This is a genomic window from Cellulomonas sp. ACRRI (assembly GCF_022346185.1).
GTDB lineage: Bacteria > Actinomycetota > Actinomycetes > Actinomycetales > Cellulomonadaceae > Cellulomonas.
Map to the genome: position 1 here is coordinate 1 of NZ_JAKRMS010000068.1, position 23,294 is coordinate 23,294.

Below are 23,294 nucleotides of genomic sequence, written 5' to 3' on the forward strand. Positions count from 1 at the left end.
CCCTGACCCGCACCCGCCCCCGCCGCGCACCCGACGCCGAGTCTCCGGGACCGGACTCCCGCGATCCCACGGGACGCAGTCCCGTCCCGGAGGCTCGGCGTTCGTGCGCCGCGGCGCGCCGGCGCGGCGCGTCAGCGCGCGGGCGGCGGGGCCGTGGACGCGCGCGGCACCAGGCGGGTCGCCAGCTCCAGGTGGGCGGGCCCGCGGCCGCCGCCCTCCCGGGCCCGGTGCACGAGGTCCACCGCGGCGTCGCCCATCTCGTCCAGCGGCTGCCGCACCGTGGTGAGCGCCGGGTCGAGCCAGGCGGCCACGGGCTGGTCGTCGAAGCCGACCACCGACAGGTCCTCCGGCACCCGCACGCCGCGCTCCCGGGCCGCGCGCAGCACGCCGATCGCGGTGTCGTCGGAGGCGGCGAAGACCGCGGTGGGCGGGTCGTCGGCCCGCAGCAGCACCTGGGCGGCCCGGAACCCCGCGTCCACGCCGTACGACCCGCCGCGGACCAGCTCCTCCTGCACGGCCAGCCCGCCCTGGATCAGCGCGGTCCGGTACCCCGCCAGGCGGGCGACCGCGTTGTCCTGGTCCTGCGGGCCGGTGATGGTCGCGATCCGGCGGTGACCGAGCGCCACCAGGTGGGCCGTCGCGTCCAGGCCGCCGCGGAAGTTCGTGGCGGCGACGGCCAGCAGCTCCGGGTCGGGGCGGGTGCGCGGGTCCACCACGACGAGCGGCACCCCCGCTCGGGCGAGGTCGGCCCGGGCCCCCTCGTCCGGGACGCCGACGACGCTGACCAGGCCGTCGGTGCCCCGGCGCAGCGCGTGCCGGACCCACGCGCCGCTCGACCCGGCGCCGGGGTCGGAGTCGACCGTCACCACCAGGTCCGCGCCGAGCCGCGTCGCCGCCCGGGCCGCCCCGCGCACGACGGCCTCGGCCCAGGTGCTGTCGAGGTCCACCACCCGCAGGTCGACGAACCCGGTCCGCCGGCTGCCCGACGGCCGCACGGCGTACCCGTGCCGAGCCAGGACCGCCGCGACCCGCTCCCGGGTCGCACCCGCGACGTCCGGTCGGGAGTTCAGCACCTTGGACACGGTGGGCACGGAGACGCCCGCCTCCGCGGCGACGACGGCCAGGGGCGACGGCGCCCCGGCGCCCGGGTGCTCGGCGTCCATGGCGCCCCAGCGTAGGGGGCCGCGCGCCACCGCCGGCGCGCCGCCCGCCGACGGCGCACGTAGGGTCGGCCGCATGATCGTGGTGGTGGCGGGGTCGAGCGGGCTGATCGGGACGGCGCTCGTCGCGCGCCTGCGGGCGGAGGGCCACGAGGTGCGCCGGCTCGTCCGCCGCGCGCCGCGCACGCCGGACGAACGGACCTGGGACCCCGGTGCCGGCGTGCTGGACCCGGCGGTGCTGGCGGGCGTGGACGCGGTGGTGAACCTGGCGGGCGCCGGCGTCGGCGACAAGCGCCTGACTCCGGCGCGCAAGCGGGTCGTGCTGGAGTCCCGCACCCGCACCACGGGCCTGCTCGCCCGCACGGTCGCGGGGCTGGACGACCCGCCGCGGGTGCTGCTGCAGGGGTCCGCCACCGGGGCGTACGGCTACCGGGGTGACACCCGGGTCACGGAGGAGGAGCCGTACGGCACGTCGTACCTCGCCGAGGTCGTGCGCGCCTGGGAGGGAGCCGCGGCGCCCGCCGTCGCCGACCCGCGGGTGCGGGTCGCGTTCCTGCGCACCGGGATCGTGCTGGCGCCGTCCGGCGGCGCGCTCGGGCGCCTGCTGCCCCTCATCCGGCTCGGGCTCGGCGGCCCGCTCGGCAGCGGGCGGCAGTACTGGTCGTGGATCAGCCTCGAGGACGAGGTGCGCGCGATCCTGCACCTGCTCGACGCGCCGCTCAGCGGCCCGGTGAACCTGACCGCGGAGCCGGCGACGGAGCTCGAGATCGTCCGGGCGCTCGCCCGCCGCGCGCACCGCCCGGCCGTGCTCCCGGTGCCCGGGTTCGCGCTCCGGATCGCGCTGGGCCAGTTCTCCGAGGAGATCCTCGGCAGCCTGCGCGTGGTCCCGGCGGCGCTGACGGCCTCGGGCTTCGTGCACACGCACCCCACGCCGGAGTCCGCCGCGGCCTCCGTCCTGCCCTGACGGCGCGCCCGGGGCGGCCGCGCAGCAGCGGCTGCCGTCCGGGGCGCCGGGGTCAGGCGTCCAGCGACACCGTGCGGTGCTCGCGGGCCGAGAGCCGGGCCGCGTCCAGGACGCGGGCCGTGACCACGGCGTCGGCGGGGTCGACCGGGACCGGGCCGGTCCCCCGCACCCAGGCCGCGACCGCCCGGTAGAAGTCCGGGTGGCCGCCGGGCGCGCGCGGCACCGGCACCCGCTCGTCGCCGTGGACCAGCCAGCCCTCGTGCGCGTCGTCGCCCTCGTCGAGCGCCGAGAACGGCGTGGCCTCGCCCTCGAACGACGTCACGAGGTACGCGCCGCGGTCGCCGAGCACCCGGGTGCGCGGTCCGGGCGCGCCGACGAGCGCGCCGGCCTGCAGGTGGCTGATGACCGCCGACCCGTCGGGGCGCGGGGCGTGGGCGAGCGCGAGGAACACGTCGTCCTCGGCGGGCGTGGTGAGGTTCCGCAGCTCGGCGTGCACCCGCGCCACCGGCCCGAACAGCTGCACGGCCGAGTCGACGAGGTGCGCCCCGAGGTCGAGCAGCAGGCCGCCCGCCCGGGTGTCGTTCTCCTTCCACCGGTCCTGCGGCACCGGTCGCCACCGCTCCCACCGGCGCTCGAACCGGTGCACGGTGCCGAGCTCGCCCGCCTCGAGCAGGCCGCGCAGCGTGAGCTGCTCCGGGTCCCACCGGCGGTTCTGGAACACGGTCAGCCGGCCACCGGCCTCCGCCCCCAGCCGGGCCAGCGCGGCGGCCTCGTCGGCGGTGGTGGCGAGCGGCTTGTCGACCACGACGGACGCGCCCGCGGCGAGCGCCTGCGAGACGTGCTCGACGTGGTCGCCGGTCGGGCTGGCGATCACGACCGCGTCCAGGTCGGCCGCGTGCGCCAGCAGCGACGGCACGTCCGGGTCGACGGCCACGCCGGGCCAGTCCCGCTCCGCGGCCGTGGCCCGCGCCGGGTTCCGGGTGACGACCCGCACGACCTGGGCCCCGACCTCCCGGAGCAGCCGGGCGTGGATGCCCCGCCCCGCCGAGCCGTAGCCGACCAGTCCCACCCGCAGCGCGTCCGTCATGGTCGCCACCCTAGGCCCGGTGCGCGCCCTCCTCCTGCCGCGCGAGGGCGCTCGGCCACCAGGTGCGGCGCCCCACGTCGTGCACCAGCGCCGGCACCAGGAGGCTGCGGACCACGAGGGTGTCGAGCAGCACGCCGAACGCCACGATGAACGCGAGCTGCGCGAGGAACAGCAGCGGGATCACGCCCAGGGCCGCGAACGTCACCGCCAGGACGACCCCCGCGGAGGTGATGACGCCGCCGGTGACCGCGAGACCGCGCAGCACGCCGTCCCGGGTGCCGAGCCGGATGCTCTCCTCCCGGACCCGCGTCATGAGGAAGATCGAGTAGTCGACCCCCAGGGCCACCAGGAACGTGAACGCGTACAGCGGCACCGCCGGGTCGGCCCCCGGGAAGTCGAGCACGTGCTCGAACACCAGCGCCGCGACCCCCAGCGCCGCCGCGAACGACAGCACGTTGGCGAGCATGAGCAGCACCGCGGCGACGACCGAGCGCAGCAGCACCATGAGGATGAGCAGGATCACCACCAGCACCACCGGCACGATCACCCGCAGGTCCCGGGTGCCAGCGTCCTGCGCGTCCAGCGTCTCGGCGGCGGCCCCGCCGACCAGCGCGTCCGGGGCGACCTCGTGCACCGCGTCCCGGAGCCGCTCGACCGTCGCCACACCCTCCGTCGTGTCGGCCGCGGCCTCGGTGGTCACGTCCACCCGCACCTCGCCGTCGACGACGACCGGCTCCGCCGGCTCCTGGGCGCCGGGTCCGCCCGACCCGGTCGGCGCACCGGTCGTCGCCCCGGTGTAGGGCGTCGCGGACACCACGCCGTCGACGTCCAGCGCCGCCTCGACCACGGCGTCCGCCTCGTCCTGGGCGACGATCACCGTCGCCGGCTGCACGGTCCCCGCGGGGAAGTGGTCGGCGAGAACCTCCTCGCCCGCCACGGCGTCGACGTCGGTGAGGAACACGTCGGCCTGGCTCGTGCCCGAGGCCTGGAAGGTGGGCAGGAACGCCGCGCAGCCCAGGAGCACGACCGTGGTCAGCACCCACACGACGCGGTCGCGGCGCCCGACCCCGCGGGCCAGGCGGCCCCACAGGCCCTCGGCGGGGGCGGGGTGGCCGGCGGGCGCGTGCGCGCCGTGGTGGTCGTGCGCGGGCGCGCCGGCGGTCCCGGCCGCGACCGGGGTCCCGGCCGGGTCGTCGTGCGCGGGGCCCACCGCGTGCGCCCCCTGCTCGGCGACGCGCGGCACCCGCGGCCAGAACAGCACCCGCGACCGCCGCCCCGCGATCAGCAGCAGCAGCGGCAGCAGCGTGAACGCCGCCAGGTACGCGGCGGCGATGCCGAGGGCACCCACGGGCCCCAGCGACCGGTTGGAGGCGAGGTCCGACAGCAGCAGGCAGAGCAGGCCGGCGACGACGGTGCCCGCGCTGGCGGTGATCGGCTCCAGGCTGCGGCGCAGCGCGCGGCGCATCGCGGCGGCCGGCGCCGCCACCGACCGCAGCTCCTCCCGGTACCGGGCGACGATCAGCAGCGCGTAGTCGACGGACGCGCCGACGACCAGGATCGACAGGATGCCCTGCGCCTGGCCGTTGAGCGTGAGGACCCCGGCATCGGCCAGGTGGTAGACGGCGAGCGCGGCGGCGCACAGGGCGAACACCGCGGTGAGGATGACGGCGAGCGGCAGGAACGGCGACCGGTAGACCAGCACCAGGATGACCAGCACGGCTCCGAGCGCGACGAGCAGCAGCACCCCGTCGATGCCGCCGAACGCGTTGGTCAGGTCCGCGACGAACCCGCCGGGCCCGGTGACCCAGGCGTGCAGGCCGGCCTCCCCCGCGGAGTCGGCGGTGGCGCCGAGCTCGTCGGCGAGGGTGTCCCGCACGGCCTGCACGGTCGCACCCACGACGCTCTCGTCGTCGGCGAGCGAGGCGTCGGCCTGCTCGGCGTCCAGGGACAGCGGCACCAGCAGCGCCTCGCCGTCCTCCGACGGCACGACGACGGGGTCGCCCGTCAGCACGTCCCCGATGGTGGCGGGGTCGCCCGCCGCCGGGTCCGCGCCGGGCAGGGCGACGTCCGCGAGCCCGTCGACGACCGGCTGCACCGCCGCGATCGCGGACGGGTCCAGCGCGCCGCCGTCCTCGGCCTCGAGCACCACCAGGACGGGCAGCGACTCGGAGTCGGTGAACGCCGCCGACGCCTCCGCGGCGCGCGTCGACTCCGCCGACGACGGCAGGAACGCCGCCGCGTCGTTCGTCTGCACCTGCGAGAGCTGGCCCTGGGCCATGCCCCCCAGCGAGCCCACCGCCAGCCACCCCGCGGCGACCGCCAGCACGGCCAGCCCCCGCCCGATCCCCCGTGCGCCATTCCTCAGCATGCTGAGCACTATGCGGGACGCGCCGCGTTCCGGCAACATGAGCCCGGGGCAACCGCCCAGCAGGAGGAGAGGGACCAGTGGACCGCGACGCCGGAGGGCCGCAGGAGCACCCGCGGTGGCAGGCGATGGCCGCGCCGGAGCCGAGCGGCTGGCCGGTCGGCCGGCTGCTGTCGGCGGCCGCGCGGCGCGTCGAGCGCGACTGGAACGCGCACCTGGCGTCCTGGGACCTGAACCACGCGAGCCAGCCGGTCCTGGTGATCCTGCTCCGCGGCCCCCGCACGCAGGCGGAGCTCGCGGCCATGTGCGAGGTCACCGAGCAGACGATGAGCCGGGTCCTGGCGCGGCTGGAGCGGTCCGGCTACGTCACCCGGACGGCCCATGCCACCGACCGGCGCAAGCACCAGATCTCGGTCACCGACGCCGGGCGGGAGGCCGTGCTCGCGGCCTCGGACCCGGTCGCCGCCGAGGCGATGGTCACCGACGGCCTGACGCCGGAGCAGGTCGACCAGCTCCGCGCGCTGCTGCTGCTGGTCGCGCGGCGCTGACCGCGGCTCAGCGGCCGGCCACCGCGCCGCCGCGCTCGATCCGCCGCAGGTCCTCGGCGACCCGGCCGGCCCACGCGTCCACCTCGTCGAAGTCGCGGAAGTCGCCCGCCTCGGCCTCGATCATCGCGACGAGCGCCCGCTCGGCCAGCCCGAGCTCGTCGCGCGCGAGCCGCCCGCCGAACGCGACCACGTCCCGCGCAGCCACCCGCCGGGCCACCACCCGCACGTCGTCGGGCTCGGCGGCGGGCAGCGGCGGCTCGCCGACCCGCCCCGACCAGAACAGCCACGTCGGCCGGGACGCCAGGCGCGCGGCCTGCCGGTCGACCAGGTCCCGCAGCGCCGCCGCGAGCCGCCCGACGTACACCGCCGAGCCGAGCACCACCGCGTCGTACTCCTCGACGGACCCGACGTCGTCGGGCTCGACCTCCGCGACGTCGTGGCCCGCCGCGCGGAGCACCTCCGCCACCTCGGCGCCGATCTCCCGCGTGCTGCCGTGCCGCGACGCCACCGTCACCAGGACCCGCATGGTCGCCTCCACCGCGTCCCGTGGCCCGGCTCGGCACCGCGCCCGTCGTCCCAGCGTCACCCGGACGGCCCAGCGGCCGCCAGGGACCTCGGTCCCGCGACGCCCCGCCGGGTCCGGGCCGGGCGCGGCACCGGGGTCCCGGCCGGGCGACGGCGACGCCCCGCGCGCCGGTAGACTCCCGGGTCATGGCCCGTGAGAAGAACCCGACCGCCGGCGCGGCCCCGAAGCCGGCGAAGGTGAAGAAGACCCGGTGGTACCACCAGGTCTGGCAGGCGTACCAGATGACCCGCCAGCAGGACCCCGCGGTCACCTGGCTGATCCTCGGGGTGTTCGTCGGGATCGTCGCGCTGGGCCAGGTGCTGGGCCTGTTCTTCCTCAGCTGGTGGTGGTGGCTGCTCGTCAGCATCCCGTTCGGGCTGCTCGGTGCCATGTTCACGCTGACCCGCCGCGCGGAGCGCGCCGCCTACGCCCGGATCGAGGGCCAGCCGGGCGCCGCGCTGTCGGCGCTGGGCACCATCCGCCGCGGCTGGACGTTCGCGCAGGAGCCGGTGGCCGTCGCGCCCCGCACCCAGGACCTCGTCTACCGCGGCGTCGGCCGCCCGGGCATCGTCCTGATCGGCGAGGGCCCCGCCAACCGCATCGGCAAGCTGCTCGAGTCGGAGCGCAAGCGCACCGCGCGCGTGCTCCAGGGCGTGCCGATCACGCTGATCGAGGTCGGTCGCGAGGAGGGCCAGGTGCCCCTGCCGCAGCTCGCGCGCAAGGTGCAGCGCCTCAAGCCGCAGCTCACCAAGGCCGAGGTCGGCGAGGTCGTCAAGCGTCTGCAGGCCCTCGGTGCGGTGAAGATGCCGGTGCCGAAGGGCGTCGACCCGATGCGCGTCCGCCCCGACCGCAAGGGCATGCGCGGCCGCTGAGCCGCCGACCCGCACGCGCGCGCCCGCACCCCTGGGGGGTGCGGGCGCGTCCTGCTTCCCCGCCCGACCGCACGACCGCCGAGAAGGCAACTCTCGGCTGTGCGCGGACGGCTCGGGACAGCCGAGAGTTGCCATCTCGGCGAGCGGCGCCGGAGGCGCGGGTGCGCGGGTGCGGCGCGGTGGGAGTGCGGCGGGGTGGGGGTGCGGCGGGGCCCGCGCGGTCAGCGGCGGACGATCGCGGTGCCCGCGGAGCGGTCGTGCAGGCCCCGGCCGTCGGCGTCCCAGACCACGGCGGGGATCACCAGGCAGAGCAGCACCGTGCGCACCAGGGCCAGCAGCAGGTTCGGCGGCGCGTCCGGGCCCGGGTCGGCGGGGCGCGCGTCCGGCCGGGCCACGAGAGCCGGCGGCCGCACCCGCCGCACCCGGATGCCGAGCAGCCGGTGCCCCAGCGTGCCGCCGACCGTCCCGACCAGCAGCACGTTCTCGACGGCGAACACCGCCAGCGTCCCGAGCTGCTGCGCGTCGGCCGGCAGGAAGACGTTCGCGATGGCCAGGCAGGCGAACCAGTCGATCAGCAGCGCGATCAGCCGGCGTCCGAGCGGCGCGAGCGACCCGCTGCCCGTGGCCGGCAGGCCCAGCCGGGACCCGCTCGGCGCGCTCCCGTCACCGACGGGCGGCCCCTCGAGCCACGAACCGACGTCCTCGCGATCGACCATGCGTCAACGGTAACCGCCCGTCGTGCGCGTCCGGACCGGCGACGTCACGCGCCCGCAACACGGATCAGGGGTCGCGTAACACGGGCGAAACAATCGGTACACCGGCGGGAAACTGGGCACCCCTAGCCTCGTCGGAGCCCGGTGAGGGCACGTCAACCCGAGGAGCAGCGGATGTTCAGCACGCCAGAGGAAGTCCTGGCCTTCATCAAGAACGAGGACGTCAAGTTCGTCGACGTCCGGTTCTGCGACCTGCCCGGCGTGATGCAGCACTTCAACGTGCCGGCCGCGTCCGTGGACGAGAACTTCTTCGTCGAGGGCCAGATGTTCGACGGGTCGTCGATCCGCGGCTTCCAGGCGATCAACGAGTCCGACATGAAGCTCCTCCCGGACGTGACGACGGCCTTCGTCGACCCGTTCCGCACGGAGAAGACGCTCGTGCTGAACTTCCACATCGTCGACCCCTACACCGACGAGCCGTACAGCCGCGACCCGCGTCAGGTCGCCGCCAAGGCCGAGGCGTACCTGCGCTCGACCGGCATCGCGGACACGGCGTTCTTCGCCCCCGAGGCCGAGTTCTACATCTTCGACGACGTCCGCTTCGAGACGAAGCAGAACGCGTCGTTCTACTCGATCGACTCCATCGAGGCCGCCTGGAACACGGGCCGCGTCGAGGAGGGTGGCAACCTCGGCCACAAGACCCCCTACAAGGGCGGCTACTTCCCCGTCCCGCCGGTCGACCACTTCGCCGACCTGCGCGACAAGATCTCGCTCCAGCTGGACGCGCTCGGCCTCGAGGTCGAGCGGGCGCACCACGAGGTCGGCACCGCCGGCCAGGCGGAGATCAACTACCGCTTCGACACGCTCGCCAAGTCGGCCGACAAGGTGCAGCTGTTCAAGTACGTCGTGAAGAACGTCGCGCACGCCGACGGCCGCACCGCCACGTTCATGCCGAAGCCGCTGTTCGGCGACAACGGCTCGGGCATGCACGTGCACCAGTCGCTGTGGAAGGACGGCAAGCCGCTGTTCTTCGACGAGAAGGGCTACGGCGGCCTGTCCGACATCGCGCGGTGGTACATCGGCGGCCTGCTCAAGCACGCCCCGTCGCTGCTGGCGTTCACCAACCCGACGGTGAACTCCTACCACCGCCTGGTCCCGGGCTTCGAGGCGCCGGTCAACCTGGTCTACTCGGCCCGCAACCGCTCCGCGTGCATCCGCATCCCGGTCACCGGCTCGAACCCGAAGGCCAAGCGCATCGAGTTCCGCGTGCCGGACCCGTCGTCGAACCCGTACCTGTGCTTCGCGGCCATGCTCATGGCCGGCCTCGACGGCATCCAGAACCGGATCGAGCCGCCGGAGCCGGTCGACAAGGACCTGTACGAGCTGCCCCCGGAGGAGCACGCGCTCATCCAGCAGGTCCCGGGCTCGCTCGGCGAGGTGCTCGACAACCTCGAGGCCGACCACGACTGGCTGACCGCCGGCAACGTGTTCACCCCGGACCTGATCCAGACCTGGATCGACTACAAGCGGTCCGCAGAGATCGACCCGATCCGGCTGCGCCCGCACCCGCACGAGTTCGAGCTCTACTACGACGTGTGAGCGTCAGGGTTCAAGGCTGCTCCCTTGAGCGCCTGACCTGCACGAACGGCAGCCCCGTCACCCTCGTGGTGGCGGGGCTGCCACCTTCTCGCCACCGCCTCGTGCGGTGACGGGGTCACCGTGCCGTGCCGGCGACGTGGACACCGCTCAGGCGGGGTCGACCACCCGCACGTGCTGGTGCCCGTCGGGACCCAGCTGGATGCGGGCACGCTCCCGCATCCAGGACGCCGCGGCGGGGTGGGTGAGCGCGAGCCGGCCGGAGCACACCGCCTGGATCTCGGCGGGCGACAGGGCTCGCGGCACGAGGAGGACGGGGCGGTCGGCCCCGGCGGGCGGGATCACCGGCCGGCCCGCCGACGCCGGCTCGCGCCGCGCAGGCCCAGCCCGGTGACGATCGCCGCGGCAGCCGTCAGCAGCGGCAGCCGGATCCCCGCGGAGCCGGTGACGGCGAGGCGGCTCGGGTGGTGCGGGTCCGGGGTGGTCGCGGCGCGCGACGGACCGGGTGCCTGCGCCGGCGGGGCGAGCTCCGTCCCGGACGGCGCCACGGGCTCGGTGAACGTCGCGGTGAGCGCCCCGTCCCGGTCCGCCGTCGTGGTCGCGGTGCCCCGCTGCGCGTGGTCCTGCGTCACGACGGTGACGGGCGACCCGACGGGTGCCGCGCTCGGCGCCACCCCGTCCGGGACGGGACCGGTGGCCGTCGTCGCGCGCGGCGGGTCCACGGTGACCGACGACGGCTCCGGGACGGCGGTCGGGGTGGTGGCGTCCGGTCCCCGCGTGCTGGAGCCGAGGTCGGGGACCTGCGGGTCGACCACCTGGCCGGCCGTCGACGCGGCGGGGACGGCGAGGGGGGCGTCGGGGAGTGTCCCGGCCCCGTCCGTGGGGCACGCGCCCACCAGGGCACCGTCGGCGACGAAGGACTCCAGGGAGTACTCGGGGCCGAAGCTCTGCGTGACGCCGCGGAAGCAGATCGTGAAGCCTCCGGTGTCGGCCGCGAGCGCGGCGCCGGCGGTGCCACCGAGGGCGAGGGCGCCGGTCGCCAGCGTGATGCCGAGGGCTCGGGTGGTGCGCATGACGGTTCTCCTGGGTGACGTGGGGATCAGTGCGTGAGGCGGAGCACGCGCCGGACGTCCGGGCCGCAGGCCCACACGGCCGACGGCGCGACGTCGAGCGCGGGGCGCTCGTCGAGCGCCTCGGCGTGACCGTCGTCGTGCACCGCCCAGCGGACGACGTAGGTGAAGCGCTGGCCGGTCGTGGGGTCGACGACGCCGCACACGGTGCTGACCTCGACCGCGGGGGCCGGGACGGGGGTCGCCGGCTCGGCGGCGAGAGAGTGGCCGGCGGCGGCCCCGAGCACGGACAGCACCGTGGTCGCGACGACCAGCCCGGCGACGGCGGCCGGTGGGAGGACGCGGGACGGGGCCGGCGATGTGGTCATGTCCCGAGCCTGTCCCGCGGGCCCCGGGACGCGGATCGTCCGGCGGCCCCGACGGTGCTCCGACGAAGGTCGTAGGCCGGTCCCGGGCGGGTGCGCACAACCCCCACCACGTGGACCGTCGAGCGCAACCGGATCGGTCGTCGGCGCGCCGGGCTCCGCGACCGGTGTCGCGGCGCCTCCTCGCGATCAGCCCTCGGCGTCGCGGACGAGCAGGGCGACCTGGACGCGGTTGTCGACCCCGAGCTTGTCGAACAGGTGCCCGACGTGGGTCTTCACGGTGCCGACGCTCATGTACAGCTCGGTCGCGATGTCCGCGTTCGACAGCCCGCGGGCGACGGCCGCGGCGACCTCCGCCTCGCGCTCGGTCAGCGTCGCCAGTCTCGCGCGGGCGTCCGCGACCAGGGCGCTGTCGGGCCGGCGCGCCACGGCGGCGATGAGCTGCTCGGTGACGGACGGCGACAGCATGGGCCGGCCAGCGGCGACGGCGCGCACCGCGGCCACCAGGTCCGGCGGGGCGGTGTTCTTCAGCAGGAACCCGTCGGCACCGTCGCGCAGCGCGGTCAGGACCATGTCGTCGGTGTCGAAGGTCGTCAGCACGACGACGGCGGGGCGGCGCGGGCCCGAGGCCGGGGCGGTGCGCAGCCGTCGCAGCGCCTCCAGGCCGTCCATCTGGGGCATCCGGATGTCCATCAGCACCACGTCCGGGTCGAGGGCCCGCACGAGGTCGAGCGCGCGCCGCCCGTCCCCGGCCTCCCCCACCACGACGATCCCGGGGTCACCTCCGAGCACCAGCCGCAGCCCGGTGCGGACCAGCTCCTCGTCGTCGACCAGCAGCACCCGCACGCCGTCCGGCTCCGTCACGCCTGCTCCTCTCCCGGCTGCCAGGGCAGCTCCGCGTGCAGACGGTATCCGCCGGAGCCGTCCCGGCCGTGCACCAGCCGACCGCCGACGAGCCGCGCGCGCTCGGCGGCCCCGACCAGACCCATCCCCGACCCGGGCGGCGCGGGATCGCCGGCGCGGGCCGGCCCGTTGACCACGTCCACCACCAGCTGCCCGTCCCCGGCGGCGCTGAGCGTCACGTCCACGCGGGCACCGGGCGCGTGCTTGCGGGCGTTCGTCAGCCCTTCCTGCACCAGGCGGTACGCGTGCCGGCTGAGGGTCCGGGGCACGCGCGCCGGCCAGTCGTCCTCCGGGTCCAGACGCAGGCGCACGTCCTGGCCGCCGCGCGCCGCGCCCTGCACGAGCGCAGCCACGTCCGGCAGGGTGGGCTGCGGCGCCTCCGGGGCGCCGGCCCGGCCGCCGTCGGCCCGGAGGACGCCGAGCACCTGCCGCAGCTCCAGCAGGGCCAGGTTGGCGTTCTCCTGCACGACCGCGGCGGTGGAGACCCGCTCGTCCGCGGGCAGGTCCGGGCGGTAGGCGAGCACGCCGGCGTGCATCGAGACCAGCGCGATCCGGTGCGCGAGCACGTCGTGCATCTCGCGGGCGATCCGGGTGCGTTCGGCGACCTGCGCCTGCTCGACCCGGGCCGCCTGCTCCCGCTCGGCGGAGCGCGCGCGCTCGCGCAGCGCCGTCTCGAGGTCCCGCCGGCTGCCCAGGTACGCACCCGACGCCGCGCACAGCCCGTAGACCGCGACGGTCAGGGCGAGCTCGGCCCGCCAGTCGGCCGCCCGGTCGGAGGTCTGCGCGCCCGTGAGCGTCACGACGACGAACAGCCCTCCGACCGCCGCGATGGACCGCCACCGCCGGTGCGTCGCCAGGGAGACCACGGCCAGCAGCACGGCGCCCATGACCGCCGGGCTCACGGTGGACGCCAGGACGACCAGCACCGCGACGCCGACCGGGTGCTGGTGCCGCCGCAGCAGGAGCGCGAGCGCCGCGACGCCGACCGCGACGTCGACGACCACGCGCCACGCCGGTTCCGGGCCCTGCGACAGGTCCAGCGCGAGGACGAGGCCACCGAGCACGGCGGCGGCCGCGAGCTCGAGGGCCTCCGCCCGGTCGACGAGGGCGGTCGACGGCCGGGACGGTCCCGCCGGCGGTACCGCCGCGGGGGGTCGGGCCGACGGCCCGCTCGTCGTCCCGGCGCCGCTCACGGGGCCAGCGTAAGGGCGCCGGGTCCTGATCCCGGGGCCCGGGGCCGCGACCGAGGCGCCCGAGCGCTGGTCAGGTGGGCGGAGTGCTGCTTAGGGTGGCCGCACTGCCCGCGCCGCTCGGCCCCGGGCCGCACGAGTCGGGGGATCGGTGCACACGAGCAGGGATGGCCGACGGGTGCGCGCTCTCGCGCTGGCTCTGGTGGCGGCGGCCGGGATCGCCGTGGGTGGTGTCGCGTCGCCGGGGCGGGCCGCGGCGGCGCCCGCGGACGACTGCGCGAGCCCGACCCGCACCGTCGCGGGTGAGGGCTGGGCCGCCGTGACCGTGCGACCCGGGGAGGTCGTGCGCGTCACGGGTCGCGTCGCCGGCGGCGTCGACGCCCTGCCCGCCGGTGGCACGCTGTGCGTCGCGCCCGGCGCCGTCCTGGCCCCGGCGTACCTGAACGCCCCCGCCGGCACGCTCCACGTGGCCGCCGGCGGCACGGCCCAGCTGCCGTGGATGTCCACCGGCCAGGGGTTCGTGCTCGACGCCGCGGGCACGGTCACGGTGGCGGGGCTGAACGTGAACGGCCCGGCGACGCTCCGCACGGCTCCCGAGGGCAGCCTGACCGTCGCCTCCGCGTTCGCGCCGTCGGCCGGCGCCCTCGTCAACGAGGGCCGGCTGGACCTGCCCGCCGGGCTGACGCTCAACCGGGCCGCCACGCTGACCAGCACGGGCGAGCTGGTCGTCGGCGGGCCCGTGGTGGTCGACGGCACCCTGGACACCACCGGTTCCGCCCGCCTGGCCGGCACGCTGACCGTGAACGGCTCGGGCACGCTGCGCAACGGGTGCGTGCTCGAGGCGGCCGGGCTGGACCTGTCGGGCGGCTCGGCGACCAACACCGGCCTGGTCGCCGTCGACGGGGACGCCCGGACCACCGGGACGTGGCGGCAGTCGAGCACCGGCGCGCTCACCGCCCGGGACCTGCTGGACGACGGGACCATCACCGGGTTCGGCCGGTACGCGTTCACCGGCACCACCACGGTGCACGGCCGGTTCACCGGTGACTCCGCGGCCGCGCCGGTGCTGGTGGACCTCCCCGGCGCCGGGTTCGACCTCGTCACCGGGACGGTCGCCAACGTGACCGTCACGGACCTGACCATCCCGGCGGCCGGCTCCTACCCGGCCCCGGACTGCGCCGGCGCCGCCGCGGCCGCTCCCTCCGCCGACGTCCAGCTGGCCGTCACCGGGCCGGCGGTCGTGGACCCGGGTGCCGCCGTCACGTACACCGTCACCGTGACCAACGCCGGCCCCGACGAGGCCGGCGACGTCCGGGTGACCCAGACCCTGCCGGCCGCCCCGCAGGGCGTGCTGTCGGCCGTGACGGCCGACCAGGGCGGGACCGTGGCGGCCGGCGAGGTCCGGTGGGCCCTGGGCGCGCTCGCCCCGGGCGCGACCCGCACGCTCACCGTCACCGGGACGGCCCCCGCCTCCGGGTACCTGGTGACCACGGCCCGGGCCGGGTCCAGCACCCCGGACCCGGACCCGTCGAACAACGACGGGACGGCGCTCAGCGAGCGCGTCGGGACCGAGATCGCCACCGCGCCCGTCCGGGCGCCGGGACCCAGCACCGCGCCCGTGCTGCTCGAGGGCGTCGGCGGGGTGCCCGTCCTCGGGGCGCTGCCGGCGACGCCCGGCGACCCGGACCTGCAGCTGCGGTACGCGATCACCTCCCCCGCCGGCGTCGCCGCGGTCGCGCTGACCCCCGCGGGGCTGTTCGCGTACCTCACGCCGCCGGACTTCGCGGGCACGGACACGTTCGGCTTCCGGGTGTGCGACAACCAGACCCCCGAGGAGTGCACGGACGCCACCGTGACCGTCGTGCTGCACCCCCGGGCGGCCGACGACGCGGCCACGACCACCGCCGGCACGCCGGTCGCGGTCCCGGTGACCGCGAACGACTCCGGCGGGTCGCGGCTGTCCGCGGCGCTCGGGACCCCGCCGGCGGACGGCACCGCGGTGGCCGACCCGGCGGCGGGCACGGTCACGTACACGCCCGCGAGCGGGTTCACCGGGACGGACACCTTCACCTACGGCGCGTGCGCGTCGGCCGACCCGACGGACTGCACCACGGCGACCGTCCGGGTGCAGGTGCTGGCGGTCAACCGGCCGCCGCAGGCGTTCCTGGCCGACCTGGAGACCACCGTGGACGTCCCCGTCGCCGGGCCGGTCGTCGTCACCGACCCCGACGGCGACCCGATCACGGTGACCGCGGTCTTCGCCCCCGTGCTCGGCAGCGCGGCGCTGGACCCCGCGGGCACGCGCTACGTCCCGCCGCCCGGGTTCGCCGGGCGCGACCTGTACGCGTACACCGCGTGCGACGACGGCGAGCCGGCGCTGTGCTCCACCGGCCTCGTCACCGCCCTGGTCGCGCCGGTCGCGACCGACGACGTGGTGGCCACGGCGGGCGGGACCGCCGTGCGCGCGACCGTCCTGGACAACGACCGCGGCACGGTGCTGCCGCCGCGGGTGGTGACCGGGCCGGCCCACGGCACGGTGGTCGTCGACGGGGCCGCGCTGGTCTACACGCCGGCGGCCGGGTACGCCGGTACCGACGAGCTCGTCTACGAGATCTGCGCCGAAGACGGGTCCGACGCCTGCGCCACCGCGCGCGTGTCCGTCACCGTGAGCGCCGCCGTCGGCGGCCCGACCGGTCCGTCCGGCCCGGGCGGGGCGGGCAGCGGCGCCGGCGGAACCGCGGCGACGCCCGCCGACCCGGACGACGGCGCGCGAGCGGACCGCCTGGCCCGCACCGGCACGGACGCACCGGGCGCCGGGCTGCTGGCGGGCGCACTGGTGCTCGCCGGCACCGGGCTCCTGCTGCACTCCCGCCGCCCGACCGGCCCTGCGGGTCTGCGACCGAAGTAGCACCCGGGACCGGCCCCCGGTCGGCTCCGGGTCCCGCCCCACCACGCACAGGATGGAACCAGGTCGACGCGCAGGACGCGCCGACCGGGTCGAGAACCGGGCACGCCCCGGGGAGAAGAGGTCGTCATGCAGCAGTACCGGGTCCGTCCCTCCGTGTGGATCGGTGTCGCCGCCGTGCTGGGCTACGTGCTGCTCGTCGCGCTGATCCAGCGGCTGTCCGGCGTCCCGTACCCCGAGCTCGGGGACAGCGGCAGCAACCTGTTCCGCGGCGTCGGGATCTCGCTGATCGTCGGCACGCTCGCCCTCGCGGCCCTGACGACCGCCCTGGGGTGGTGGCGGCCCGCCCTGCACGAGCAGCACCGCGCCGCCCACCGGTGGCCGCTGATCGCCCCGTTGGTCCTGGGGGTGCTCGCGGTGCTCAACCTGGTGGGCACCGACTGGGGCGCCTACGACGGCGGGTTCTTCGCGGCGTCGCTGGTCCTGCTGCTCGTGGGCTTCACCGAGGAGATCACCACCCGCGGCCTGCTGGTCGTCGGCCTGCGGTCCCGCCTCGGCGAGGGCTGGGTGTGGTTCCTGTCCTCGCTGGCGTTCGGGCTGATCCACCTGGTCAACGCGTTCGGCGGTCAGGCCCTGGGGGCGACCGTGTTCCAGGTCGTCTCCGCGTTCCTGTTCGGGACCGCGCTGTACATCCTGCGGCGGGTCACCGGCACACTGGTGTGGGCGATGGCCCTGCACGCCCTGTGGGACTTCTCGGTGTTCGCGGCCCAGCGCGGCGAGGCGTCGGGGCTCGCGAACAACGGGGCCCTCGAGCTGCTCGTCGAGGCGTTCGCGCTCGTGGCCGTCGTCTGGGTGATCCGCGGCGCGCACGAGCGGCTCGCCCCGGGGCTCGAGCGTCAGCCTGCCGCCGCGTGAGCCTCGGCGTCGTCTGACCGGCTGCTCCCGGTCAGCACGCGGACGAGGGGCGTCCGGCGCCGGGAGGGTCCGCCAGGGCCTCGCACGACCGGCGCCGGGAGGGTTGACTGGGCGGGCAGCCGTCCGTCGGAGACCTCCGCGCCGGCACCGCCACCGTTCCGCTCACCCCAGGGAGTCCTGTGCTCACCGTCAACGCCTACGCCGCCCCCTCCGCGACCGAGCCGCTCGTCCCCGTGACGATCGAGCGCCGCGACGTGGGGCCGAAGGACGTGCTGATCGAGATCCGCTACGCCGGCGTCTGCCACTCCGACATCCACACCGTCCGGGGTGACTGGGGCCCCATCACCTACCCGCAGGTCGTCGGGCACGAGATCGTCGGCGTGGTCGCCGAGGTCGGCACCGAGGTCACGCGGCACGTCGTCGGCGACCGGGTCGGCGTCGGCTGCATGGTGAACTCGTGCCGGGAGTGCGAGAACTGCCGCGCCGGCCTGGAGCAGTACTGCCTCGAGGGCAACACCCAGACCTACGCGTCGGTCGACCGCGACGGCACCATCACGCAGGGCGGGTACTCGACCCACGTGGTCGTCGACGAGGACTTCGTGCTCCGCGTGCCGGAGGCCATCCCGTTCGACAAGGCCGCGCCGCTGCTGTGCGCCGGGGTGACCACGTACTCCCCGCTCGCCCACTGGGGCGCCGGCCCGGGCAAGAGGGTCGCGGTGGTCGGCATGGGCGGCCTCGGCCACATGGCCGTCAAGCTCGCGCACGCCATGGGCGCCGAGGTCACCGTGCTGTCGCGCACGCTGAGCAAGAAGGCCGACGGCCTCGAGCTCGGCGCGGACCACTACTTCGCCACCGAGGACCCGGCGACGTTCGCCGAGCTCGCGAACACCTTCGACCTCATCGTCAACACCGTGTCCGCGGTCGTCGACCTGGGCGCCTACCTGTCGCTGCTCCGGCTCGACGGCACCCTGGTCAACGTCGGCGCGCCCGGCGAGCCCCTGCCCGTCCAGGTGTTCACCCTGTTCGGCAACCGCCGCTCGTTCGCCGGGTCGAGCATCGGCAGCATCGCGGAGACCCAGGAGATGCTCGACTTCTGCGCCGAGCACGGCATCGCGCCCGAGACCGAGCTGATCGCGGCCGACGCCGTCAACGAGGCGTACGAGCGCGTGCTGCGCTCGGACGTGCGGTACCGGTTCGTCATCGACGTCGCGACGATGGCCTGAGCGCTCCCGCGCCGACCGCCGAACCGGCCCCGCGGCCGCCCCCACGACCGTAGAGTCCCCGGTCATGGGGGCGGACCGCATGGCCGAGGTGCAGCTCGACGACGTCGCCGAGCCGGGGCCGGTCGCGCCGTCGCGCACCCCCGCGCGCGCCCGCGCGCTGCTGCGCCGCTGGTGGCCGGCGCCGGTCGCGGTGGTCCTGGCACTGGTCGCGGCCCAGGTGGTCGCCGACCGCCGGGACGAGGCCGCGGCGGAGCGCCTCCGCGCGACGCCGGGCGTCCTCGCCGAGACCGTCACCGCGCCCCTGGAGGCGACGCCGTGGGGCACGAGCGACGCGATGGGGCTGCTGATGTCCGGGACCCGCACCGCGGACGGGCTGATCGCGGGCGTGCTGACGCCGGGCAGCGGCGAGCCCGCCGCCGTGGTGGCGCTGGACCCGGGCACCGGCGAGGAGCGGTGGCGCGCCGAGATCGGGGTGCTGCCGACCGAGGACGGGTACACGCGCACCGCGTCGTGCACCTCGGGCACCGACGCCCCCGCGGAGACGCTGTGGTGCGCCGTCACCGACGGCCCCGCGGGTGACGCGGGCCCGGTCACGACCCGGCTGGTCGAGGTCGACCTCGCGGCCCGGGCGGTCGCCGACGCCCGGGAGCTGGAGCCCGGCGCCGAGGCGACGGTCGTCGCCGACGTGCTCGTCGTCGGCGTCCGCGGCGACGACGGGGTCGTCCTGACCGGCAGCGACGTCGGCGGTGCGGAGCGGTGGCGCACCGAGATCGCGGACCCTGTCGACCCGTCCTTCTGGAGCGGCTGGCTCGTCTCCGCCGGTGGGCACGTGTTCGTCCAGGGCACCGCGGCCACCTGGGCCGTCGATCCCGCGGACGGCCGCATCGAGGCGGACGCCGAGGCGCTGTACGCGGCGCGCGGCGACGCGCTGGTGGCCGTGCCGACGACGGGCGCGCTGCGCCTGCTCGGGCCGGACGGCAGCGCGACCGCGACACTCGACGGCTACCCGCTGTACCTGTCGCCCGACGACGGCTCCGCGCCCGGCATCCAGCCCGTCTCCACGCCCGACGGGTCGGGGAGCGTCGTGCGCGGCGTCGAGGCGTCGACCGGGCGCGCGCTGTGGGAGCGTCCCGGGGAGACGGGTCCCCGCAGCGGCTACCTGCTGCTCGACGGCGTCCTGTACGGCACGGACCTGACCGCCGTCTGGGCCGTCGACGCGCTCACCGGGGCGGAGCGCTGGAGCACCACGGCACCGCCCGTCGACGGCACCGGGCTGATGACCGACGGCCGGCACCTGCTGCGCGCCGAGCGCGAGGACGGCACCGCCGACCTGGTGCTGTCGGCCTACGACCTCGGGTCCGGGCGCCGCGCCTGGACCACCCCCGTCCCGGACGGCGTCGAGTCCCTGTGGTCGTGGGACGGGGCGCTGTACGGCTACGGCTCCAGCGGGCGGGACATGGTGCTGCTGCGATGACCGGCCGGACGCCGGCTGGGACGACGGCGCGGACCTACGGTGCCCGCACCGCGAGCAGGTCCTCGACCGGGGCGAGCTCGACGAGGCCCCGCGCCCGGGTCGCCAGGTCCGCGTCCGACGCGACGAGCACGTCCGCCTGCAGCCGGGCGACCGCGACGTACTCCGCGGGCGCGACGTCGTCCCAGCCCTGCTCGGTGGCGATCCGCCAGGCGACGGCCCGGGAGACCCGGTCGCCGAGCAGCCGCACGCGCATCGTCGTCAGCCCGTCGAGCAGCCGCTCGGCCCGCGCGGTGTCGAGGGTGCCGGCGCGGACGGCGCGGTAGAGCAGGCCCATCGCCTCCGAGCGGAGCAGGTTCGGGGCGACGAGCTGGTGCCCGTCCGGCACGGCGAACGCCTCCTCGACCAGACGCACGGCCGTCGGGGCGTCGATCGCGAACCGCGTCATCGCCGCTCCTCCCCCGGGCCGCCGAGCCGCGCCCACGTCCCCTCGGACACCACCTCGACGGTCCCGCCGGCGACCACGATCGCCGTCTGCTCGTCGATCGCGTAGGCGGGCACCCCGCCGAGGCCGGCCGCCCACCGCTCCGCCGCCGCCCTCGTGTTGGTCGGGAACGCGTCGAGGTGCGGGAAGATCGCGAACGGCACGACGCCGAGCGCGCTGTCGTCCGGCGCGTCGGCCCACTCCACGAACATCTCGCCGATCCGCGGCGCCATGACCATGCTCCCCGCGCTGACGCCGACCCAGACGAGGTCGGGCAGTCCCGGCAGCAGGTCGGCCAGCCCGGACTCCCGCACCCAGTGCGCGAGGTAGGTCGCGTCGCCGCCGTCGACCAGCAGCACGTCGGCGTCCCGCACCCACGGGGCCCAGCGCTCCGCGCCGATCGTCGGCAGCGCGGTGAGCTCGAGCACCCCGAGGGAGGCCCACCCGAGGCCGGTCAGGTGCTCGAAGCCCGGTTCGGCGGCGACGAGGCCGCGCACCGACCCCGGCCCGCACAGCGGGTGGCCCCACTGGGCGGTCGGGACGACCAGCGCGCGGCACTCGGCGAGCGGCCGGGGCAGCAGCCGGTCGAGCGCCGCGCGGATGCTGGGGTTGGTGACGCCGCCGGACGTCAGCACGAGCTGCACGGGTCCCTCCCCGGTTCGCGGGCCGTCGGTCGGGGCCCATCCTGCACCCGCGCGCGTGTCGGTGCCGTGCGGCAGCATGGCCCGGTGAGCAGCGAGGTGACGGCCCCGCGCCTGCGCACCGAGCCGAGCATCGCGCACCTGGACGCGGACGCCTTCTTCGCGTCGGTCGAGCAGGCGCAGCGCCCGTCGCTGCGCGGGCGCCCGGTGCTGGTCGGCGGGACCGGGCCGCGCGGGGTGGTCGCCGCGGCGTCCTACGAGGCCCGGGCGATGGGCGTGCGGTCCGCGATGTCGATGGCGAGCGCCCGCCGCGCGTGCCCGCAGGCGACCGTGGTGGTCCCCCGGTTCGACGCGTACACCGCGTACTCGGCGCGGATCATGGCGGCGCTGCGCGAGCGGTCGGACGCGGTCGAGCCGCTGAGCATCGACGAGGCGTTCGCCGACCTCGGTGCCGTGCGACCCGGCCCCGGCGGCTGGCCCGGCGTCGCCCGGGACCTGCGGGAGCGCGCGGTCGAGCTCGCCGGCGTGCCGGTGTCCGTCGGGATGGGCCGGTCGAAGCTCGTCGCCAAGCTCGCCTCGGCGGCCGCCAAGCCCGCGGGCGTCGTGGTCGTCGCACCCGAGGACGAGGACGCGTTCCTGCTGCCGATGCCGGTGCGCTCCCTGTGGGGCGTCGGGCCGGTGTCCGCCGAGCGCCTGGAGAAGATCGGCGTGCGGACCGTCGAGGACCTGCGCGGGCAGCCGCTCGACACCCTGACGATGGTGCTGGGCGACGCCGCCGGGTCGAACCTGTTCCGGGTGGCGCGCGGCTGGGACGACCGGCCGGTGGCGGAGACCCGGGAGCGGAAGTCCGCCGGCGCCGAGCACACCTTCGAGCGCGACCTGCACGGCCGGGCCGAGGTCGCGGCGCAGCTGCCCGCCGTGGTCGACCAGGCGTACGCCCGGCTGGAGCGGCACGGCGGCGCGGCACGGACCGTGACGGCGAAGGTGCGGTTCGCCGGGTTCAGCACCGTGACCCGCGCGGTGTCGCTGCCGTCGCCGACCGCGGACCGGGCAGCCCTGCACGAGGCGGCGGCGCGGGCGCTCGACCTGGTGGAGCTGACCGAACCGGTGCGGCTGCTCGGCGTGGCGTTCAGCGGGCTGTCCGAGCACGCGCAGCTCATGCTCGACCTGGCGGGGCCCGCCGACCCGGCCGCGCCGGGCTCGCCGGCCGCCCCGGACCTCGGGGGCGACCCGGGCGCGGGGGCCGACCCGGGCGCGGGGGCCGACCCGGGCACCGACGACCCCGACGCGCTCCGCCCCGTGGCCAGGCGCCGCCGCGGCCGGCTCCGCGTCGACGACGCCGCCCCCGGGCTCGACGTCCGGCACCCGGTGCACGGCCGCGGCTGGGTGGTGCGGACGCGCGACGACGGCCGCGTCGCCGTCCGGTTCGAGACCGCCGCCACCGGCCCGGGCCGGCAGATCTGGCTGGACCCGGCGACGGAGGAGGTCGAGCTGGTCGGTGCGCTCGGCCCGGACGGTGCGGAGCTGCCGGAGGGACCCGCCGAGGAGCAGCCGGCCCCGGGGCGTGTCAGTGGTGGCGGATAGCGTTGTTCCATGGCACCTGACCTGCAGGAACATCCGGACGGCGACGTGGTCGCCGCCGTGGTGCTGCCGGTCTACGGGCCCGACGGGACGTGCCTGACCGGCCTGGGCCCGGACCCGGTCGTGGCCGCCGGCGGGGCGCCGCGCACGGGTGAGCAGCGGCAGGTCGAGGCGATCCGGTCGTGCCCGCCCGGGCCGGAGCTGGACGCGTGGCTGCGGGGCCTGGACCTGGACGTGCTGACCTCCACGGTCCTGGTCGAGGTGGTTGCGGCGCGGGCGCGGATGGAAGCCCACCAGCACGCCGCGATGCTCGACGCCATCGCCGTGCTGGCATCCCGCGAGGAGATGCGCCCGGACTGGTCCCCGCTGGCCGGGGCGCCGCCCACGCAGGCGTGCGTCGCTGGCGACGAGCTCGCGATGCGCCTGGGGTGGCCTCGGGTGACATCGACGAGGGTCGTGCACCGGGCGGTCGTCCTGGACGGCCTGCTCGCACGGACCCGGCAGGCGCTGGAGGTCGGGCACATCGACGCCGCCAAGGCCCAGGTCCTCGCCGCAGCACTGACCGACCTGCCGTTCCAGGCCGCGCACGCCGTGGAGGACGCGGTGCTCCCCGACGCCGACCAGTGCTCCGTGGCCCAGCTGCGGCAACGGGTCGAGCGGGAGATCCGGCTGGCCG

At 76.6% G+C, this 23,294-nt stretch carries 21 protein-coding genes and 1 pseudogene; 10 read left to right on the plus strand and 12 right to left on the minus strand.

Annotated features, from left to right (window positions below):
* Positions 1-131: 131 nt before the first annotated feature.
* Positions 132-1,163, minus strand: coding sequence for a LacI family DNA-binding transcriptional regulator (locus tag MHY85_RS12800; RefSeq protein WP_239196871.1), 1,032 nt, complete (start codon positions 1,161-1,163; stop codon positions 132-134).
* A gap of 73 nt (positions 1,164-1,236) precedes the next feature.
* Between MHY85_RS12800 and MHY85_RS12805 the strand changes: the two genes are divergently transcribed.
* Positions 1,237-2,124: a TIGR01777 family oxidoreductase gene (locus MHY85_RS12805; RefSeq protein ID WP_239196873.1), complete on the plus strand. Its 888-nt coding sequence runs from the start codon at positions 1,237-1,239 to the stop codon at positions 2,122-2,124.
* 52 nt (positions 2,125-2,176) lie between these two features.
* Here MHY85_RS12805 and MHY85_RS12810 read toward each other — a convergent pair whose 3' ends face one another.
* Entirely contained in the window at positions 2,177-3,211 is a 1,035-nt protein-coding gene (locus MHY85_RS12810; RefSeq protein WP_239196875.1) for a Gfo/Idh/MocA family oxidoreductase, read from the minus strand.
* A 10-nt stretch (positions 3,212-3,221) separates the two neighbouring features.
* On the minus strand, positions 3,222-5,579 hold the full coding sequence (locus tag MHY85_RS12815) for an MMPL family transporter (protein ID WP_239196877.1): 2,358 nt from the start codon (positions 5,577-5,579) through the stop codon (positions 3,222-3,224).
* Between the two features lie 77 nt (positions 5,580-5,656).
* On the opposite strand from MHY85_RS12815, the gene MHY85_RS12820 reads away from it, so the two are divergent.
* A complete protein-coding gene (locus MHY85_RS12820; protein WP_239196879.1) occupies positions 5,657-6,124 on the plus strand; it encodes a MarR family winged helix-turn-helix transcriptional regulator in 468 nt (155 codons plus the stop codon).
* A gap of 7 nt (positions 6,125-6,131) precedes the next feature.
* On the opposite strand, the gene MHY85_RS12825 is transcribed toward MHY85_RS12820, so the two are convergent.
* Positions 6,132-6,650: a flavodoxin domain-containing protein gene (locus MHY85_RS12825; protein WP_239196881.1), complete on the minus strand. Its 519-nt coding sequence runs from the start codon at positions 6,648-6,650 to the stop codon at positions 6,132-6,134.
* A 185-nt stretch (positions 6,651-6,835) separates the two neighbouring features.
* On the opposite strand from MHY85_RS12825, the gene MHY85_RS12830 reads away from it, so the two are divergent.
* Positions 6,836-7,561 (plus strand): DUF4191 domain-containing protein, encoded by a 726-nt coding sequence (locus MHY85_RS12830; protein WP_239196883.1) that lies wholly within the window; start codon positions 6,836-6,838, stop codon positions 7,559-7,561.
* Positions 7,562-7,782: 221 nt separating this feature from the next.
* On the opposite strand, the gene MHY85_RS12835 is transcribed toward MHY85_RS12830, so the two are convergent.
* Positions 7,783-8,277, minus strand: a complete 495-nt coding sequence (locus MHY85_RS12835; protein WP_239196885.1) for an RDD family protein — start codon at positions 8,275-8,277, stop codon at positions 7,783-7,785.
* Between the two features lie 171 nt (positions 8,278-8,448).
* On the opposite strand from MHY85_RS12835, the gene glnA reads away from it, so the two are divergent.
* Positions 8,449-9,873, plus strand: coding sequence for a type I glutamate--ammonia ligase (glnA, locus tag MHY85_RS12840; protein ID WP_239196887.1), 1,425 nt, complete (start codon positions 8,449-8,451; stop codon positions 9,871-9,873).
* A gap of 147 nt (positions 9,874-10,020) precedes the next feature.
* Here the strand turns inward: glnA and MHY85_RS12845 are convergent, their stop codons facing one another.
* From MHY85_RS12845 to MHY85_RS12865, 5 genes are all read right to left on the minus strand, one after another.
* Positions 10,021-10,176: a hypothetical protein gene (locus MHY85_RS12845; RefSeq protein WP_239196889.1), complete on the minus strand. Its 156-nt coding sequence runs from the start codon at positions 10,174-10,176 to the stop codon at positions 10,021-10,023.
* Positions 10,177-10,211: 35 nt separating this feature from the next.
* On the minus strand, positions 10,212-10,943 hold the full coding sequence (locus MHY85_RS12850) for a hypothetical protein (protein WP_239196890.1): 732 nt from the start codon (positions 10,941-10,943) through the stop codon (positions 10,212-10,214).
* A 26-nt stretch (positions 10,944-10,969) separates the two neighbouring features.
* Positions 10,970-11,308, minus strand: coding sequence for a hypothetical protein (locus tag MHY85_RS12855; protein ID WP_239196892.1), 339 nt, complete (start codon positions 11,306-11,308; stop codon positions 10,970-10,972).
* A 186-nt stretch (positions 11,309-11,494) separates the two neighbouring features.
* Positions 11,495-12,169: a response regulator transcription factor gene (locus MHY85_RS12860; protein WP_239196894.1), complete on the minus strand. Its 675-nt coding sequence runs from the start codon at positions 12,167-12,169 to the stop codon at positions 11,495-11,497.
* Entirely contained in the window at positions 12,166-13,401 is a 1,236-nt protein-coding gene (locus tag MHY85_RS12865; protein ID WP_239196896.1) for a sensor histidine kinase, read from the minus strand. The genes MHY85_RS12860 and MHY85_RS12865 overlap by 4 nt, the downstream gene beginning before the upstream one ends.
* 175 nt (positions 13,402-13,576) lie before the next feature.
* Between MHY85_RS12865 and MHY85_RS12870 the strand changes: the two genes are divergently transcribed.
* The 4 genes from MHY85_RS12870 to MHY85_RS12885 all read left to right on the plus strand — a co-directional run bounded on the left by MHY85_RS12870 (position 13,577) and on the right by MHY85_RS12885 (position 19,915).
* Positions 13,577-16,306, plus strand: coding sequence for an Ig-like domain-containing protein (locus MHY85_RS12870; RefSeq protein WP_239196898.1), 2,730 nt, complete (start codon positions 13,577-13,579; stop codon positions 16,304-16,306).
* A 126-nt stretch (positions 16,307-16,432) separates the two neighbouring features.
* The gene (locus MHY85_RS12875; protein ID WP_239196900.1) at positions 16,433-17,218 is read left to right on the plus strand and encodes a CPBP family intramembrane glutamic endopeptidase; all 786 of its coding nucleotides are present in this window, start codon (positions 16,433-16,435) and stop codon (positions 17,216-17,218) included.
* A 179-nt stretch (positions 17,219-17,397) separates the two neighbouring features.
* A complete protein-coding gene (locus MHY85_RS12880) occupies positions 17,398-18,441 on the plus strand; it encodes an NAD(P)-dependent alcohol dehydrogenase (protein WP_239196902.1) in 1,044 nt (347 codons plus the stop codon).
* 64 nt (positions 18,442-18,505) lie between these two features.
* On the plus strand, positions 18,506-19,915 hold the full coding sequence (locus MHY85_RS12885; protein WP_239196904.1) for a PQQ-binding-like beta-propeller repeat protein: 1,410 nt from the start codon (positions 18,506-18,508) through the stop codon (positions 19,913-19,915).
* Positions 19,916-19,949: 34 nt separating this feature from the next.
* On the opposite strand, the gene MHY85_RS12890 is transcribed toward MHY85_RS12885, so the two are convergent.
* Both MHY85_RS12890 and MHY85_RS12895 read right to left on the minus strand, forming a co-directional pair.
* The gene (locus MHY85_RS12890) at positions 19,950-20,360 is read right to left on the minus strand and encodes a hypothetical protein (protein WP_239196906.1); all 411 of its coding nucleotides are present in this window, start codon (positions 20,358-20,360) and stop codon (positions 19,950-19,952) included.
* Positions 20,357-21,040 carry a Type 1 glutamine amidotransferase-like domain-containing protein gene (locus tag MHY85_RS12895; RefSeq protein WP_239196908.1) on the minus strand — a complete coding sequence of 228 codons (684 nt, stop codon included), beginning with the start codon at positions 21,038-21,040 and terminating at the stop codon, positions 20,357-20,359. Before MHY85_RS12895 ends, MHY85_RS12890 begins: the two co-directional genes overlap by 4 nt.
* Before the next feature lie 84 nt (positions 21,041-21,124).
* Between MHY85_RS12895 and MHY85_RS12900 the strand changes: the two genes are divergently transcribed.
* Together MHY85_RS12900 and MHY85_RS12905 are read left to right on the plus strand one after the other, a co-directional pair.
* The gene (locus tag MHY85_RS12900) at positions 21,125-22,621 is read left to right on the plus strand and encodes a DNA polymerase IV (RefSeq protein ID WP_239196910.1); all 1,497 of its coding nucleotides are present in this window, start codon (positions 21,125-21,127) and stop codon (positions 22,619-22,621) included.
* A 9-nt stretch (positions 22,622-22,630) separates the two neighbouring features.
* Positions 22,631-23,294 (plus strand): annotated as a pseudogene (locus tag MHY85_RS12905) (hypothetical protein); the annotation flags it as partial.